This window comes from Roseixanthobacter finlandensis (genome assembly GCF_043195105.2).
In the GTDB taxonomy this organism is placed as follows: domain Bacteria; phylum Pseudomonadota; class Alphaproteobacteria; order Rhizobiales; family Xanthobacteraceae; genus NCEH01.
The window spans coordinates 3,532,094-3,548,091 of record NZ_CM195536.1 but is presented as its reverse complement, the minus strand read 5'-3'; the positions used below and the strand labels follow the sequence as shown (position 1 = coordinate 3,548,091).

The 15,998-nt window shown below is 66.1% G+C and carries 14 protein-coding genes; 5 read left to right on the top strand and 9 right to left on the bottom strand.

Translation table 11 applies throughout. The features are described from left to right. Positions 1 to 7: 7 nt before the first annotated feature. Genes V5G24_RS16790 through V5G24_RS16780 form a run of 3 tightly spaced genes read right to left on the bottom strand, consistent with a single transcriptional unit; the run spans position 8 to position 3,161 of the window. Positions 8 to 1,213, bottom strand: a complete 1,206-nt coding sequence (locus tag V5G24_RS16790) for an ABC transporter permease (RefSeq protein WP_394080934.1) — start codon at positions 1,211 to 1,213, stop codon at positions 8 to 10. Then, complete coding sequence (locus V5G24_RS16785) at positions 1,210 to 2,196, bottom strand: ABC transporter ATP-binding protein (RefSeq protein ID WP_394080936.1); 987 nt, start codon at positions 2,194 to 2,196, stop codon at positions 1,210 to 1,212. Before V5G24_RS16785 ends, V5G24_RS16790 begins: the two co-directional genes overlap by 4 nt. Beyond that, positions 2,193 to 3,161, bottom strand: coding sequence for a polyprenyl synthetase family protein (locus tag V5G24_RS16780; RefSeq protein WP_394080938.1), 969 nt, complete (start codon positions 3,159 to 3,161; stop codon positions 2,193 to 2,195). Before V5G24_RS16780 ends, V5G24_RS16785 begins: the two co-directional genes overlap by 4 nt. 139 nt (positions 3,162 to 3,300) lie before the next feature. Between V5G24_RS16780 and fni the strand changes: the two genes are divergently transcribed. Beyond that, entirely contained in the window at positions 3,301 to 4,335 is a 1,035-nt protein-coding gene (gene fni / locus V5G24_RS16775) for a type 2 isopentenyl-diphosphate Delta-isomerase (protein ID WP_394080940.1), read from the top strand. A 23-nt stretch (positions 4,336 to 4,358) separates the two neighbouring features. Here fni and V5G24_RS16770 read toward each other — a convergent pair whose 3' ends face one another. Both V5G24_RS16770 and V5G24_RS16765 read right to left on the bottom strand, forming a co-directional pair. Further along, positions 4,359 to 5,153: an SDR family NAD(P)-dependent oxidoreductase gene (locus tag V5G24_RS16770; RefSeq protein ID WP_394080942.1), complete on the bottom strand. Its 795-nt coding sequence runs from the start codon at positions 5,151 to 5,153 to the stop codon at positions 4,359 to 4,361. Positions 5,154 to 5,252: 99 nt separating this feature from the next. Further along, positions 5,253 to 6,044 (bottom strand): GntR family transcriptional regulator, encoded by a 792-nt coding sequence (locus tag V5G24_RS16765; RefSeq protein WP_394080944.1) that lies wholly within the window; start codon positions 6,042 to 6,044, stop codon positions 5,253 to 5,255. Positions 6,045 to 6,486: 442 nt separating this feature from the next. On the opposite strand from V5G24_RS16765, the gene V5G24_RS16760 reads away from it, so the two are divergent. Then, complete coding sequence (locus tag V5G24_RS16760; RefSeq protein WP_394080946.1) at positions 6,487 to 6,837, top strand: cupin domain-containing protein; 351 nt, start codon at positions 6,487 to 6,489, stop codon at positions 6,835 to 6,837. Positions 6,838 to 6,849: 12 nt separating this feature from the next. Here V5G24_RS16760 and V5G24_RS16755 read toward each other — a convergent pair whose 3' ends face one another. The 4 genes from V5G24_RS16755 to V5G24_RS16740 all read right to left on the bottom strand — a co-directional run bounded on the left by V5G24_RS16755 (position 6,850) and on the right by V5G24_RS16740 (position 11,390). Further along, positions 6,850 to 7,971, bottom strand: coding sequence for a hypothetical protein (locus V5G24_RS16755; protein WP_394080948.1), 1,122 nt, complete (start codon positions 7,969 to 7,971; stop codon positions 6,850 to 6,852). 88 nt (positions 7,972 to 8,059) lie between these two features. Then, complete coding sequence (locus V5G24_RS16750; protein ID WP_394080950.1) at positions 8,060 to 9,268, bottom strand: polysaccharide pyruvyl transferase family protein; 1,209 nt, start codon at positions 9,266 to 9,268, stop codon at positions 8,060 to 8,062. Positions 9,269 to 9,456: 188 nt separating this feature from the next. Then, entirely contained in the window at positions 9,457 to 10,698 is a 1,242-nt protein-coding gene (locus V5G24_RS16745) for a glycosyltransferase family 4 protein (protein ID WP_394080952.1), read from the bottom strand. Between the two features lie 77 nt (positions 10,699 to 10,775). Continuing rightward, complete coding sequence (locus tag V5G24_RS16740; protein WP_394080954.1) at positions 10,776 to 11,390, bottom strand: MarR family transcriptional regulator; 615 nt, start codon at positions 11,388 to 11,390, stop codon at positions 10,776 to 10,778. A gap of 277 nt (positions 11,391 to 11,667) precedes the next feature. Between V5G24_RS16740 and V5G24_RS16735 the strand changes: the two genes are divergently transcribed. The 3 genes from V5G24_RS16735 (at position 11,668) to V5G24_RS16725 (ending at position 15,865) form a co-directional block, all read left to right on the top strand. Further along, a complete protein-coding gene (locus tag V5G24_RS16735; protein ID WP_394080956.1) occupies positions 11,668 to 13,407 on the top strand; it encodes a type I secretion system permease/ATPase in 1,740 nt (579 codons plus the stop codon). Then, the gene (locus tag V5G24_RS16730) at positions 13,404 to 14,909 is read left to right on the top strand and encodes an HlyD family type I secretion periplasmic adaptor subunit (RefSeq protein ID WP_394080958.1); all 1,506 of its coding nucleotides are present in this window, start codon (positions 13,404 to 13,406) and stop codon (positions 14,907 to 14,909) included. Before V5G24_RS16735 ends, V5G24_RS16730 begins: the two co-directional genes overlap by 4 nt. Positions 14,910 to 15,205: 296 nt before the next feature. Continuing rightward, the gene (locus V5G24_RS16725; RefSeq protein ID WP_394080960.1) at positions 15,206 to 15,865 is read left to right on the top strand and encodes a calcium-binding protein; all 660 of its coding nucleotides are present in this window, start codon (positions 15,206 to 15,208) and stop codon (positions 15,863 to 15,865) included. Positions 15,866 to 15,998 lie beyond the last annotated feature (133 nt).

The window sequence follows — 15,998 nt, the reverse complement described above, 5'->3', positions numbered from 1 at the left end:
CGATGCTTCAGCCAAGCCGCACATCGCGCCGCGCAAGCACCATGCTGGCCAGAAGCCCGACGCCAGCATAACAAATAAGAACGAAAAGCGCAGGCGCCAGTTCGCCGAATGCGGCGCCCCGCCAAAGGCTGGCCTGATAGGCCTCGATCACCCAGGCATTGGGGGTGATCCAGCCGACGTTTTGCAGCCATGCGGGCATGAGGAAGCGCGGCACCATGCTGCCCCCGATGGCGGAGAGCATCAGCACCGCGAAAGTGGAGAGAGTCTGTGCCTGCTGACGCGTGCGCGCCGCCGAGGCCAAGGCCAGGGCGAGGCTGGCGGTGGCCGCCGCCGCGGCGACCGTGGTGGCGAGCCAGGTGCCGAAATGCGGCAGCACCGCCACCCCATAGACCAGTCCAGCGACGGCGAACAGAAGCGCCACCTGCACCACCCCTTGCAGGGTGATGAAGGCGAACTTGCCGAGCACCATCACGCATGTTCCGCCGGGCATCATGATGATGCGGTCGAAGATGCCGGAACGCCGCTCTTCCACCAGGGAGGCCGCCCCCTGTACCGAGGAGAAGAGCAGGAACAGCACGGCGATGGCGCCGGCATAATAGGTGACGGTGGGCAGGGCTTTCAGCGAATCCACCGTCTGGCGGGCGAAAAAGTCGCCGCCGCGCGGCTTTTCGCCCTTGGCCACGCTTTCCGCGCTTGCTTGCAGGGCAAGATCGAATTGTTCGGTCTGCTCGGGGGTGAAGCTGCCGACGATGGACTGCATCTGCGCCCCGAGCCGCTGCAGCCCAATCTGCGGCAGGCGCTCGGAAATCACTTCCTGCACATGGGCCATCAGCAATCCCGCCGCCGCCGCCCGGCCGGGATCGGCGAGGATCAGGAGCGGCGCCGCATTGCCGCCCGCCGACGGATCGGAGGCGATCACCAGCCCGGCATCGGCGGCGCCGGAGCGCACCGCGTCGCGCACGGCGGCCTCGTCCCTGACCGGGACCGCCTGCACCAGCGGGGCATTGTGCAGGGCCAAAAACAGCGCATGGCCGCCTTTGCTGCCGGAGGCATCGGCGAGCGCGGCCTTCACCGGCGCGTCATCGCCGCTCACCCCGGTGAAAACCGCCGCGAACACCAGGAACATCAGCGGTGGCAGGAGGAAGGTCATCACCAGCGCGCCCTTGTCGCGCAACAAGGTGAGGCCCATGGCCTTCATGATCGCGCCGATCATCGCGCCGCCTCGGCCAGCACGTCGGCATAAAGCGCGGCAAGGTCGGGCTCGCGCACGGAGACTTCGCGCGGCATCACATGGCGCTGCTCGAGGGTGAGCAGAAGATCAGCGAGCGCCCCCGTGCCCGCCGCAAGGCCGCCGGTGTAGGTGGTGCCGGTCGGATCGCTCTGGAGGGCGAGGGACACGAGATGGGCGCGGGTGTCGCCGTCGGGCGGGTGCGACCAGCGCAGTTCCACCCGCCGCGCCCCGCCGAAGCGCCGCGCCACGAGCTCGTGCATCGGCCCCTCCAGCGCCACATGGCCGTTGACGAGAATCGCGACACGGTCCGCCACCGCCGCCGCCTGCTCCAGGTCGTGTGTCACGATCAGCACCGCGAGGCCGCCGGCCGCGAGCGCGCGCAGAAGATCGGCGAAGCCCGCGAGCGCTGCGCGGTCGACGCCCACCGTCGGCTCGTCCAGCACCAGCAGGGCCGGTTCGCCCACCAAAGCTGCGGCGATATTGGCTCGGCGCTTCCAGCCTCCGGACAGGCGGTCGATGCGCTCGTTCGCCCGCGCGGCGACGCCGGCGGCTTCCATCACGGCGCCGACCCGCCCGGCGATCTCGGCGCGCGGCATGCCGGCGAGGCGCGCGAAGATGTCGAGATTTTCCCGCACCGTGAGGCTCGGATAAAGCGCCAGTTCCTGTGGCACCAGGCCGATGCGCCGGCGCGCCTCGCTCAGATGGGCGGCATGTCCCTTCACGCGGACGGTTCCGTGATCGGGCCGCAGGCGCCCGCAGACGGCGCGGATCAGGGTCGTCTTGCCGGCACCGTTGGGTCCGAGCAGAACCGTGATCTCGCCCGCCGAAACCGCGAGCGAGGCGTCGTGCAATACCGCGCGGGTGCCATAGCTGGCACTCACATGGGCCATCTCCAGCACCGGTGTCCTGTGCGCGGCCGCCGGGGCGGGGCGGGCGGCCAGCCGTGACAGGGCGGGGAAGGTCACGGCAAAGTGACGCCGGGCAGGCCGCCGAAGGCATGGCGCAGGAAGTCGCGCAGCGGGTCGGCGCCCTCGCTGCGGCGGGACATGCGGTCGGAGGCGTCCGCCGCGCCGCGCAGATGGCTGTCCAGCAGACCTACCGCGCGCGAGGCGCCGAGCGAGGCGACGACGGTGGCCTTGCCTTCGTCCTTGCCGACATCCTTGCCGAGCGCGGCGGCGGTGGATTGCACATCCAGCAGATCGTCGAGGATCTGGTACGCGCGGCCCACGTGATTGGCGAAATCGCGCAGTGCTTCCCGGTCGTCCGCGCTCGCCTCATGCACAAGGCTGGCGGCCTCCACGGCGGAGGTGAACAGCAGGCCGGTCTTGCGGCGGTTGACATCCTCGGTGGCGGCAAGGCTGCGCCCCGGCACCGGGCGCAGATCGTCGAACTGCCCGCCGCACAGGCCGAGGGAGCCGACCGCATTGGTGTAGATGGCGAGGATCTCCACCCGTGCCGGCGCGGGCACGGCGGTAGAGGCGGCGACCACGCCATAGGCGCGGGTCAGCAGGGAGATCGCGGCCAGCACCGCCACGTCCTCGCCGAATTGCACATGGGTCGCCGGCTGGTTCCGCCGCAGCTTCGCGTCGTCCATGCAGGGCAGATCGTCGATGATGAGGGACGCGGCATGGATCATCTCCAGCGCGCAGCCGCAATCGAGGACCGCATGCTCGTCGGCGCCGAGCCGCAGCGCCGCCGACATGGCGAGCAGCGGACGCAGCCGCTTGCCCGGCGCCAGCAGGATGTGGCGCATGGCGGCGTGCAGCGTCGCGGGATTGGAGGCCGTGGTCGGCAGCAGCAAGCCCAGGCGCCGGTCCACCACCGAACGCAGATAGCTCAGATCCGGCGTACGCTCGGTAGCGAGCGCCGTCGCGGACCCGCCCTCGACGGCATGCAGCACTTCGCCGTCCCGGGATTTGCCGTGGGTCATCAGGCCGGCCCTTCCTCGCTCTTCCGCCCGCGTGGCCCCTGCGGGGCGGGCTCGGCAGATTCCATGCGCTTGCATGATGTTAGATCAGACCCTAGAACCCTTGAAGGTGGCTTGCTGTCAAGCAGAAGAGATTGACGCGATGAACGCGGAAAGCGAGATCCAGCGCCGCAAACAAGACCACATAGACATCGTGATGGCGAACGGGCGTGCCTTATCCAGTGCAAAAACCGGTTTCGAAAGCCTGGTTTTCGAGCACTGCGCGCTGCCTGAACTGCATCTGGACGATGTGGATCTCGCAACGACGTTCCTTTCGCGTCCGCTCGCGGCGCCTCTGCTTATTTCTTCGATGACCGGCGGGCCGGCGGCGGCGGGGCTGATCAATCGCCATCTGGCGGAGGCGGCGCAGCATCTGCGCATCGCCCTCGGCGTCGGCTCCCAGCGCGTGGTGCTGGAGGGCGGGGCGGCGGCCGGGCTCGATTCCGGGCTACGCCGGATCGCACCGGACATTCCCCTGTTTGCCAATCTGGGCGCGGCCCAGCTCGCGTGCGGCTACGGGCTCGACGAGGCGCGACGGGCTGTGGACATGGTCGAGGCGGATGCGCTGATCCTGCACCTCAACCCGTTGCAGGAGGCGATCCAGACCGGAGGCGATCGCGATTGGCGCGGGCTGCTGGAGCGGATCGGCGTGCTGGCGCGTGCCCTGCCGGCTCCCGTGATTGTGAAGGAAGTAGGCTTCGGAATCTCCGCCGATCTCGCCCGCCGGCTTGTGGATAACGGGGTGGCCGCGATCGATGTCGCGGGTGCCGGCGGCACGAACTGGGCGCTCGTGGAAGGCGAACGCGGCACCGGCACCCAGCGCGCCGTGGCTGCCGCCTTCGCCGGCTGGGGCATCCCCACCGCGCGCGCGCTCGCCGAGGTGCGCGCGGCGTGTCCGCAGGTGCCTTTGATCGCCTCGGGCGGGCTGAAGGACGGCGTCGACGTGGCGAAAGCGATCCGCCTTGGCGCGGATCTCGCGGGGCAGGCGGCGGGGGTTCTCTCCTCCGCCGTATTGTCGAGCGAGGCGGTGGTGGCGCATTTCGAGGTGATCATCGCGCAATTGCGCATCGCCTGCTTCTGCACCGGATCACGCGACCTTGCCGCCCTGCGCACCGCGCGGCTGCTGCCGGCCGGTTAGGACGCGGGCGGCAGCCATCTGCGTCACGGCATGTATTGGCCGCCGTTCACCTCCACCACCTGCCCGGTCACATAGCCGCTCGCCGCCGCCGAGGCGAGATAGAGGAAGGTGCCGACGCATTCGTCCGGTACGCCCAGCCGGCCCATGGGGATGGTGGCCTGCATGGCGCTCATCTGCGCCGGTGTGGAATAGCGGTCGTGGAACGGGGTCTCGATGACACCGGGGGACACGGCATTCACGCGGATGCCGGTCTGCGCCAATTCCTTGGCCCAGCCGTGGGTGGCGGTGGAGATGAAGCCTTTGGCCGCCGCATAGAGCACCGATCCGCCCGCCCCGCCGTGGCGCGCGGCGATGGAAGACACATTGATGATCGCCCCGCCGCGCCCCTGGGCGAGCATCAGCGGCACCGCCTGGTGCATGAACGCCACCACATGCCGCACGTTGAGATCGAGCACGGCATCATAAAGCTCATCGCTATATTCGCCGATCGGCACGCGCTTCACGAGCCCGCCGGCATTGTTCACCAGCACGTCGAGGCCGCCGAACGCCTCCAGCGTGGCGGCGAGGATGGCGGCGGGCGCCTCGCGGCGGGTGACGTCGCCGCCCACCAGCACAGCTTCGCCGCCGGCCGCGCGCACACGCTCCGCCACCTGTTCGGCCTTATCACGGCTGGCGTTGTAATGGACCGCGACGCGCGCGCCGCTGCGGCCGAAGCCCTCGGCGGCGGCGGCGCCGAGCCCGGTGCTGGCGCCGGTGATGAGCACCGCCTTGCCCTTGAGATCGGGGAAGACGGGAAGGGCAAGCTGGGTCGCTGTCATGAAAAGCTCCTGAGGAAAGGGGCCGGCGGAGGCTGGCGCGGGGACTTAAGACGACCTCTGAAACCCGCGGTCTGGGTGAAGCGGAGCGTACTTTATGGGCTATGAGGCCCTTTTCCTGGCAGCGGCCGCTGCCTTGCTCCGGCGCGGCGCAGGCTCCGGCGGGTGAAGGTCGCAATGCAACTGCGGTTCGGGTTCGCTCGACTGGGGCGGCGGCTCCGGGGCAAGCGGCGATTCCTCGAAATAGGTGGGATAGGCTTGCACCAGCGCCGCCACCGACGGCAGCACCTTGCCGAGATGGACGAGCATCGCCTTCTCCGCCGCGTCGGGATCGCCGGAGGCAATGGCGTCTATGATGGCGGCGTGGTCGGACAAGACCATGGCCCGGCGCCCCGGCTGGGGCAGGGAGAGGATACGGCAGCGGTCCACATGGGCCTTTTCCTGCCGCACCACGCGCCACAGATTGGGATGGCCCGCGATTTCCGAAATCGTCTGGTGGAAGCTTTCGTCGGCGGCGTGGAAGGCGGCGAGGCGGCCGGCTTCGTGCAGCGCATGCTGCTCCACCAGCAGGCCACGCAGGACGGCGATTTCGTCTGCGCCGGCGCATGCCGCGGCCGCCCGCACGGCGGCGCGCTCCAGCGCCTCGCGGATCATCATGGCGTCGCGCATGGCGGGAACGGAGATGCGCGAGACGAAGGTGCCGTACTGCGGAAAGATATCAACCAACCGCTCGTCTGCCAGCTTCAGCAGCGCCTCGCGCACCGGCGTGCGGCTGACCCCGCAGGCAAGCGCGATCTGCTTTTCCTGGAGCAGCGCGCCGGGGGGAATGTCCATGCCGACGATCTGCTCGCGCAGCACGCCATGGATGCGCGCGGAGGCGGGAATCGCTCGCACGCTTCTGCCTGGGCCGGCGATTTTCACGCCCTTCTGCCGCCTCGCTCGGCGCGCCGTCGCCACTTTCACTTCCTCTCCGAGACAGTGCATCGGCTTTCCTGGAGGCATCCGGGGGCCGTTTTTCTTCCCTAATATATTAGCATATCATCCTGTCAACACCGCCACTCCGTAGGGCGGCATGGCGTTCTGAGCCGGCGAGACGGCCGCAAGGAGGACGTAGCGCGTGCCTTGCGCCCTGGCGTGGGCCCACGGTGGTGCCGCGCTATTTCGCCCGCGCTCCGTGCTCCGTGCGGCGCTCCTCGCCCCCGCTGTCGCCAATTATGTGCACGACGTCGCGCGGCCGGTGGATGGCGGCCGGCGGGCGCGCTAAACCGTTTTAAACCATTGACGGATCGTGAATGGAGCCGCGTGGTCCGTGGTTGCGGTTCGGAAGGAGCATGTCATGTCGCAGGAAAAGGGGGCGGTGTTCGCCTTCGCCGCACAGGTTCCGGTCGAGGTGGTGGATGACATCGTCCAGCGCCAGATCCTCACCTATAATGACGAGATCATGGTGGTGCGGGTGATCTTCACCCGGCCCGGCCCTGGCGGGGCGCCGCACAGCCATCCCCATGTGCAGGTGACGAGCGTGGAAAGCGGCGTGTTCGAGATCACCATCGACGGCCGCACCGCGCGGCTCTCGGCCGGAGACAGCTTCTACGTGCCATCGGACGTGCATCATTGCGCCGTCTGCATCGAGCCCGGCGTATTGATCGACGTGTTTACGCCCATGCGCGGGGATTTCGTCGGCGCCTGAGGCGGCCGCGGATCAGGGCACGAGCTTGAGTGGCACCGCCACGAGCGCGCGCAAGGTTCGCACGCGCCCGCCGTTCGTCTGGGTGAGAAACCGAACGAACAGCAGGTCGGCGGTTTCTCCCACCGTGCCGAAATCGCGGTCGGCGCTGGTGTCGTCGATGAGCGAGGGGTAGCCGGCGCGGGCACCTTCCGCCTCGCGGTCGCCGCGCAGCGCCACAGGCAGCAGCAAGCGCGGTTGCGACCATGAGATCAGATCCTGCGACTGGACGGTGAAGAAGCCTGCTTCGGCCGTGCCATCCGGTCCGCGCCGTCGATGCTGGAACACCGCGACGAAGGTGCCGGTGGCGGGGTGCAGGACCAAACCGCGAATCGCGGGAAGCCCCCGGGGGCCGATGCGATCGCAGTCCGTGGTGCGAACGTGCCAGCCATCCGCCATGCGATCCGCGAGGGCGGCGAAGCCTCCGTTCGTGAGAACCTCCCAATGGTCGATGTTACCGCCCCTGGCACGCACGAGGCAATTGCGCGATTGGCGGGCATTGGCGTCGCGTCGCCAGACGATGGAATAGAGGTCGCCCTTGAAGGGCACGATATTGGTTGCGGAGATGAAGCCTGCCGGGTTTTTCACTTGTGCCGAATAGGCCTCCGGCGGCGGCATCAAGGCATGCTTCGGCGGCGGGGCGCTGTTGGTGAAGCTACGTCCGCCGTCGTGCGAGACGAGAGCCACGAGGCCGTTGCGCCAGCAGTCCGTGCGCGCCGGTCCGGCGGCGCAGACCGTGCCGTGGCGATAGGGGATGAAACTGGCGCTGGCGAGGGCGAAGACATTGACGCCGTCGCGCGTGTGGAAGGCATGCAGCCAGGTGCGATCATCCAGCAATTGCGGATTGGCCTTCCCCTTCGCCGCGAAGCGCACGGCGCAGTCGCGCGCGAGGTGGTCGATGTCCGGTCCCACGAACGCGCGATTGCGGAAATTGGGTGCGAACAGAACCATCTGGCCCTGCGCATCGCGAAATGCCCGTGCCGGCGCGTCCGGCAGGTCGGATGCATCGCACGCCTGCGTGCGCTGGTCGAAGATGAGCCGCTCCGGCCCCGCCACAACGAGATCGAGCGCCAGGGCTGCCGGCGCAAACGTCGGCATGCACAAGGCGAGAACCGCCGTCCGCCATGCCGCGCGAACCGCCGACGCGGAGTCCGGAAATAGCCGGAGCAGGGAGGACCGCAGTGCCTTACTCCGCCGCGACCAGCGCAGGCGCTTCGGCTTCCAGCCGGTGGGCCATGTTGTTCTCCTCCAGGAATGCCTTGAGATCCTGGAAGCGAGCGGCATAGGCGCGCTCGAAGGTGGAAAAGTCGGCGTTGTCCCATGCCTTGCGGAACGAGAAGCGATCCATCTGCCGAACGTCGATGCTTGGAATGCCGAGCGTCTGCACGAATTCCCGTGTGCGCGTATCGTAGGTTACGTAGAGCGCGGGGACGGAGTTTGCCAGTGCCAGCAGGTTGCCGTGCAGGCGGAACCCTGTGACCGCATCCATCTGCCGGAGGCCGGTTTCGAAATCCTCCACCGCCTCGAACACCGCCAGGGACGATTTGTAGAGGTCGATCAGCGGGTCGGCGGGGCCATGGAACCAGTCCTCCGCGATCAGCGTATCGATGGCGCCGGCCAGGGCGAGGGGCGAATTCTCAAGTGCGCCACGCTGCGCATAAAAGATCTGCTTCTCCTCCAATTCCCCCGCGCAGAAGATGCGGGTGCGATATTGCTCGGCGAGGGTGCGCAGCATGTAGCGCTGGATCGTCGTGCTGCCGTGGGTCTTGCGGCGCAGGGTGAAGCCGAGATCGGCAATCTCGCCGCTCGAAACGCGACCGACGGCGATGGTCGGCTTGCGGTGGCGGAAAGCCGTGGGACAGCCGATGATCCGCACTTTGCCGATGCCGATCGACTTCAGCGCCTTCTGCGAGAGCGTGCCGCGGATGGCGATGGAGCGTGAGCGGTCCGCCACCAGTTGCAGGAAGCGCTTGGTGGATTCATTCACATAGTCTTCCGAATTGTCCGGGGTCTGGACACCGATACCGAAGGCCATCACCGGAACCTTGGTGCGCTCCAGCAAGGCGGTGATGGCATCCCATTTGCCATTGGTGTTGATGTAGTTTGAGCCGCGCAGAAAAATGAAGTCGAGCTCGTTCAGCTTCTCAATATAGGCCTCGCTCGGTACCGTCGTCTCGCTGGCATAGATGGGCTGGACTTCAACGTAATCCAGAATCCGCAGCGAGGATTCGAAGACAAAGCAATCGCCTATATTGGTGAACAGGGTCGTCGCCTTCTGCGGATTGCCATGCGTGTGGGTGCGCACGCGGTCGTGCTCGACCACCCGGCCGGCAGGCATCAGGACGCCGATGCGCGGGCGACGGGGCGTGGCGCCGTTGGCGAGAGGTGCATTCATTCTCGGGTTCCTCTGTACAGGAGGCTTGGAGGGGCGGGCCCGCCCGGGGGCGGTCCGACCCGCGCGGCGCGGCGGACCTGAGGGCCTGAATAAAGTGCCTTGATGCATGATGTTCGCATTAGGTACATTGCGCAACAGTTAAAATATACTTCAATTTTACTTCTAATATTTAATCGGATGGACCTTCGTCAGGCGAAGCGGCGCGCCGGTGCCGGTCGTCTTTGCAGCAGGCTCGTGATCAGTGCGGTCTGGCGAGCCAGGCAGCGCTCGAGGTCGTAGCGTTCCAGCACAGTGCGGCGCGCCTGCGCCCGCAGGGGAGCATATCGCGCCGCCTCGTCCAGCGCTTCGCCGATGCGGGCTGCAAGCGCCTCCTCATCGAAAAAGGGTACGAGAAGTCCGTTGATGCGGTCCGCAATCACCTCCTCCACTGGGGCAGTGGCTGAGCCGATCACCAGCGCGCCGCAAGCCATAGCTTCCAGCACCGACCAGGACAGCACGAACGGGTAGGTGAGATAGACATGGGCCGCCGAAATCTGGAACAGCCGTCGCAACGTGGCGTGCGGGACGCTGCCGAGAAAAACGACGCGAGCGGGATCGAGCCCGCTTTGCTCCATCGCGGTCTCGCGCCAGTTTCGCCCATCCGCAGGCGGGCGGCCATAGCTGACACCATCACCTCCCGCCACGACGAACAGCGCATCGGGCCGGGCACGGGCGACGCGTGCGGCGGCGCGGATGAATTGGGGAAAGCCGCGGTAGGGTTCGAGATCCCGCGCGGCATAGGTCACGACTGGGTCGCCAGGGGCCAGTTCCCGCCCGTCGGGCAAACGCAGCCGGGCCTGCGAATCGGGCCGGAAAACCTGCGTATCGATGCCGTCATGGCATTGCGCGATCCGGCCCAGGAAGGGCGCGGGATAACGCGCCTTCTGCCAGCGGGTCGGGCTGATGCCTCCATCCATCGCTTCCAACGTCAGCAATTGGGCACTGTTGCGCAGCCGCAGCCGCTGGCGGTCGTCGTTGGTGACCGGATCATCCGGGTCGAAGCCGGCATCACCTCCAGCCGGGCGGTGGAAATATTCGCAATAGCCCAGCAGGGGTGTGTGGGGCAGGACGTCCTTCGCGAAGATCAGGCCGCCCCATCCCATGTGGCCGAAGATCAGGTCGGGTGGACCATCGATGCGCGCCAGGGCCGCCAGTGTTTCGGCCACCCGATAGCCGATCCGCACGTGTTGCTCGGGGGTTGCAAGATGGGGCGTGGCATCCATGCGGCCGTGGGGCGCTGCCTCAGCCCGATGGCGGACGGTGCGCACACCCGCCAGAGCGCGATCGGAGGTCTCGCAGACCAAGGTTACCTCCCAGCCCTCGCCGGCGAGGTAGGGCGCAAGGTGCAGGAACTGGCCGGGACCCCGGCGATGGACAAAGACGATCCGCATGTTGCTCCTTCGTTTGCAGGGAGGGGCAAGGCCGCGCACGGCCACCCGCCCCCGAGCGGGGCGGGCAGAGGGCAGGTTCAGGCGTCGCCGTAACGCATGGCATTGGTCCATGCGAGTTCCATGCGACGCAAGGTGCCGTAGGCGACGCTCATCTGGCGTTCCTCCTCCGCGTCGCGGGCGACGAGCCGGTGATAGACCTCGTCCAGGCCGCGGATCTGCTCGCACAGATGCCGCCCTTTGACGTCCAGCCTGATTCTGGCCGAGCGCTTGTCGCGGGCGGAAGCTGTGCGGTGGATGTAGCCCGCATCTACCAATTGCCTAAGGTTGTAGGAAGCATTGGAGCCAATATAGTGCCCGCGCTCCAGAAGATCGCGAACCGAGAGTTCGTCCTCGCCAATCGTGAACAGCAGCATGACCTGGGGCGGGCTGATGTCGTCGATGCCGAGGCGCAGCAATTCCACGCGCAGCAGGTCGCAATAGCGCCTGTGGATTCGCTCGATGACACGGACCAGTTCGAGATGGGTGATGCCTTCAGGTGGCAGGGATGACATGTCCGAAAGTCCGTCGGTGAAATCCACTCCTCGAGAGGCGACGGAAGTGTAGGGGATGCTGCCAGGTACCAGATCGCTCCAGCGCGAGGGGGTCTCATCATCGGATTCCGGAAGCGCGGTCCGGTCAAGCTTCTGAGTCATGAACTCACCTTTCGTTCGACTTTATCTCGAATTTCGAACTATTCCTCCTCAGCCATATGTATCAGCGATTCTGCCGACTTTTTTGTTACGCCTTCTGAGACTATATCGTGCTTCATACTTTGTGGAATGACTTTCAAAATCTCGCCACGAAGAGGCAATACGAGGGAAGTATCCTCCTATATAATGAGGCGATGATAGGGAAATCTTCTGCGATTTTAAAGATATTTCGACTTTCTGGTTACTTTTTGAATGAAAGTCGGTAACAAGGTGCTCTCTGATGCCCGCGAAGCCATTCGATACGCAAGCACTCATCAAGACGGGCCGGCGCACCTTCGTGGCCGGCCTCGTTTATGCGGCGGCGATCAGCGCCTTCATAACCATGCTGCAGCTCACGGTGCCGCTATTCATGATCCAAGTGCACGATCGCGTCGTGAACTCCCGCAGCTACGACACGTTGATGATGCTCGTGATCATCGCCGTCGGCTGCCTCCTCCTATACGGGATTTTGGAGTATATACGTGCCTTAACCTTTCAGGCTATGGCAAGTTCCCTGGTCAGGCGCCTCAACCTGCCGACGCTGGAGGCAACCCTCGCCGCCTCGGTGGAGAGCGGAACCACGAAGGCCTCGCAGGCGTTACGCGATCTGAGCGATTTGCGGACCTTCATCACCTCCAGCGCGGCGTTCGCGCCGCTGGAGGGTATGTGGTGCCCGATCTTCCTCGTCGTGCTGTTTGCCTTGCACCCTTATTATGGGCTGTTGGCCATCGTGTCCGCCGGAATCCTGGTGGCACTCGGCTTGGTTTCCGACCTCTTCACCCGCCAAGTGACCCGGGAGGCCAATCAGGCGCATCTTGAGAACCACGCGCGAATCGCCAGCGCGTTGCGCCATTCCGAGGCGATCGAGGCCATGGGGATGCTGCCGGCGCTGGCCCGCCGCTGGCGCACCGCGCAGATCCATGCCGCGGAACTCTCCAACCTCAGCAACAGGCGCGGGCGTGGCGTTCATGCGGTGACGCGTGTACTGCGCCTGACCATGCAGATCGGGGCCCTTTCGCTCGGCGCCTCGCTGGTGATCGAGGGCAGCGCCTCGCCGGGCTCGATGATCGGCGCGACCATCATCATGAATCGGCTGCTGGCGCCGTTCGACAGCCTTACCGACCATTGGCGCTCCTGGATCACTGCCATGTCTGGCTGGCAGCGTATCCGCGAATTGCTCGAGAACCACCGTTCCGCCCGCGACAGCGTGCCCACCCCCCATTGCCAGGGGGATCTGGAGGTGGACAATTTGATCTTCATGCCGCAAGGGCAGGACCTGCCGGTGCTCAAGGGCATCGGCTTCAGGGTTGAGCCGGGCCAGATCCTCGGCGTTGTGGGGCCGTCCGCCGCGGGTAAATCCACATTGGCGCGGCTCATGGTCGGCGCGGCGCGGCCTACCGCCGGCGGGATCTATCTCGACGGGCACAATGTCTATCTCTGGGAACGCGGTTCCTTCGGCGACATCGTGGGCTACCTGCCGCAGGCGGTCTCTCTGCTCGATGGCACGATTCGCGATAATATCGCCCGCATGCGCGAGCCGGACCCGCGCCGCGTCATCGAGGCGGCCCGCCAAGCCGGCGTGCATGAGATGATTGGTCGTCTGCCGCTCGGCTACGACACGCCGGTGGGTGATGGGCGGTTCACCCTTTCGGGCGGGCAAAAACAGCGTATCGCCCTGGCGCGTGCGCTCTATGGCCGGCCGCGGCTGCTGGTGCTCGACGAGCCGAACGCCAATCTGGATGCGGAAGGCGAAGCCGCATTGATGGCGGCCATGCGCGCGGCGCGCGATGACGGTGCCATTGTCATCCTGATCGCCCACCGCCCCGCCATCATGGAATGTGCCGACAAGCTCCTGGTTTTGCAGGAAGGGCGGATCGCGCAGTTCGGCGAGCGCACCTCGGTGGTTGCGGCCATCACGCCCGCGCGCGGGCAGGGCGCAGTGCGCAAGGCGGCGCTCGCCAAGGCGGGGGATGCAGCATGAGCGAGACCGAACCCACCGGCCCGGCCGGGCCCGCCAAGACCGCGAGCAGCGGCGCGGCGACAATCCGCAAGGTGCCCGTGGGCCGGCAGGCGGGGCAGGTCTCGGCGCGGCTGCGGGCGCAGACCAAGGAGCCGGCCTTGCGGTCCGCGGATGTACTGCCGCCAGGGGCGGGCGGGCAGACCTGGTATCAAGTTCTGGCATCCGAAGAGCCAAAGGAGGCGGGATCGGGTCTGCGCGGACCGGTGATCGCAGGACTTGCCGCCATCTTTCTTGGCTTCGGCGGGTTCTTCGGCTGGGCCATGTCGGCCAATCTGGATGCGGCGGCGGTTGCCAGCGGCACGGTGATCGTCGATTCCAAGCGCAAGACAGTGAGCCATTTCGAAGGCGGCACCTTGAAACGCCTCCTGGTGCATGAGGGGGATCTGGTGCGCGTCGGCCAACCCCTGCTGCAGATGGACGATACGCGGGCGCGGGCGGATCTGGAACAGGCGCAGGGGCGTCGCATCGGGCTGCTGGCGAAGCTCGCGCGGCTGCGGGCCGAGCAGAGCGGGGCGCAGGAGGTCACCTTTCCCGAACCGGTGCTGGACCCCGGCAATCCCATCGCCGTCGACGTGCTGAACGCCGAGCGCCGCCTGTTCGCGCGCCGACATGAATCCTATGTCGGCAAGATTGAGGTCCAGCGCAAGGAAATCGAGCAGCGGGTGGCGGAGGCGCAGTCCCTGTCGGCCTTGATAGATTCCGTGAAGCGTCAGCGCGACCTCATCAACGAGCGCATCACGGGCCTTCGGGAGTTGGCGGCAAAGGGTTTCGTCGCCAAGGCGCAATTGCTGGAGCAGGAGGCTCGCATCTCGGATTTCGCCGGCCGACTCGGCGATTACACGGCGCAGAAGGCCAAGTCCGAGCAGGCCAAGGCGGGTGCCGAAGTGGCTCTGGCCGGTATCGATTATGATTGGCAGAGCGACGTGGCGAACCAGCTTCAGGACGCCCAGTTGCAGCTCAACGAGGTGGAGAACCAGATCACCACCTTCAAGGACACGCTGGGCCGCCTCACGGTTCGTGCGCCACAGGAAGGGGCGGTGGTGAATATCCAGATGCGCACCCCCGGCAGCGCCTTGCCGGCGGGCCAGCCGATCCTCGACATCGTGCCAGAGAAGGAGCCGATGGTGGTGGAGGCCAAGCTCGGCACGCGTGATATTGTTTCCGTGCACACCGGCTCGAAGGTGCAGGTGCGCCTGACCGCTTACGACCATCGCACCCTGGCGCCCTTGGAAGGCAAGCTCACCTATGTGGCGGCGGACCAGACCATCGACCCGGCGACCCAGAACGCCTATTTTGTCGTGCGTGCGGAAATCGCGCCGGAGGCGCTGAAGCATCACCCGAGCGTCGGCCTCTATCCTGGCATGCCCGCGGAAGTGATGGTGCTGAAGCGCCCGCGCCGGGCGATCGACTATCTGCTGGAGCCAGTGACCGAGAGCTTCAACCGCGCGTTCCGCGAGAACTGATACCGCGCGCCGGGCCGTCGCCCGTCCACCTCCCAAATTCGTTCGCAAATGCGAGAATTTAGTTCGAGAACTGAAGTATTTTATCTCGATTCAGATCGTGAAAAACATGCAAAATTACTTTCATCCATTTTCAAATATTTGATCTGACAATAAATTACCTTATTTTTATTCTTTCGGATTCTGATTACGCTGCGTATGATGCAGTGCGTCGAAGCTGCGATGTTCCATATCGCAGTTGCGCTCTCGGCGGGTGTCGCAAGAGACTTGCCCGCATGCAACGAACGACGGAGAAACCCATGGCGACCATTGAAGGCAGCGCTTACGACGATGCGCTTCTCGGCAGCCGGTTCCACGATGCGATCCTTGCCCACGGCGGCGATGACACCGTATTCGCCGGCGAGGGGCAGGATCTGGTTTTCGGCCAAGGTGGGGGTGACACCCTGTTTGGCGAAGGCGGCGGCGATACCCTCTTCGGCGGCGCCGGGGAAGATCAGCTCTTCGGCAATGCCGGCAGTGATTTCCTGTTCGGTCAGGCCGGAAGCGATTATCTCGACGGCGGCGCGGGCGCCGACCATGTCTTCGGCGGTGCTGGCGAGGATGCCCTCCTCGGCGGCGGTGGAGACGATTTCCTCTCCGCTGGCTCGGGGGATGATTTCCTCGCCGGCGGCGCGGGCAACGATGTGCTCATCGGCGGCAGCGGAAGCGATACGTTCGTCTTCACCGGCGGCGGTGGCAATGACGTGGTGCTGGATTTCAAGGCGGGCAGCGACCTGCTGGAAATCAGCAAAGGCATCAACGGCACCGATATCTCCACCGCCGAGGATGTGGCGGCGCGCGCGACCGAGGTTGGCGGCCACACGATCATCGATCTCGGCAATGGCGATACGGTCACGCTCCACAATGTGAGCGTGGACGATATCCAGGATCATCCGAGCAATTACTTCCTGGTCCACTGATCGCAACCCGAGGATGCCGCGCGTCCTCGGCGATTGCTTTTCGGTTCAGCCCTGGCCGGACAGGCCCGGGCGACGCCGTCCTGCGCCCGCGATTTGCGTCGCGGGCGTCAGCGGCACCCTCCGACTGGCCCTG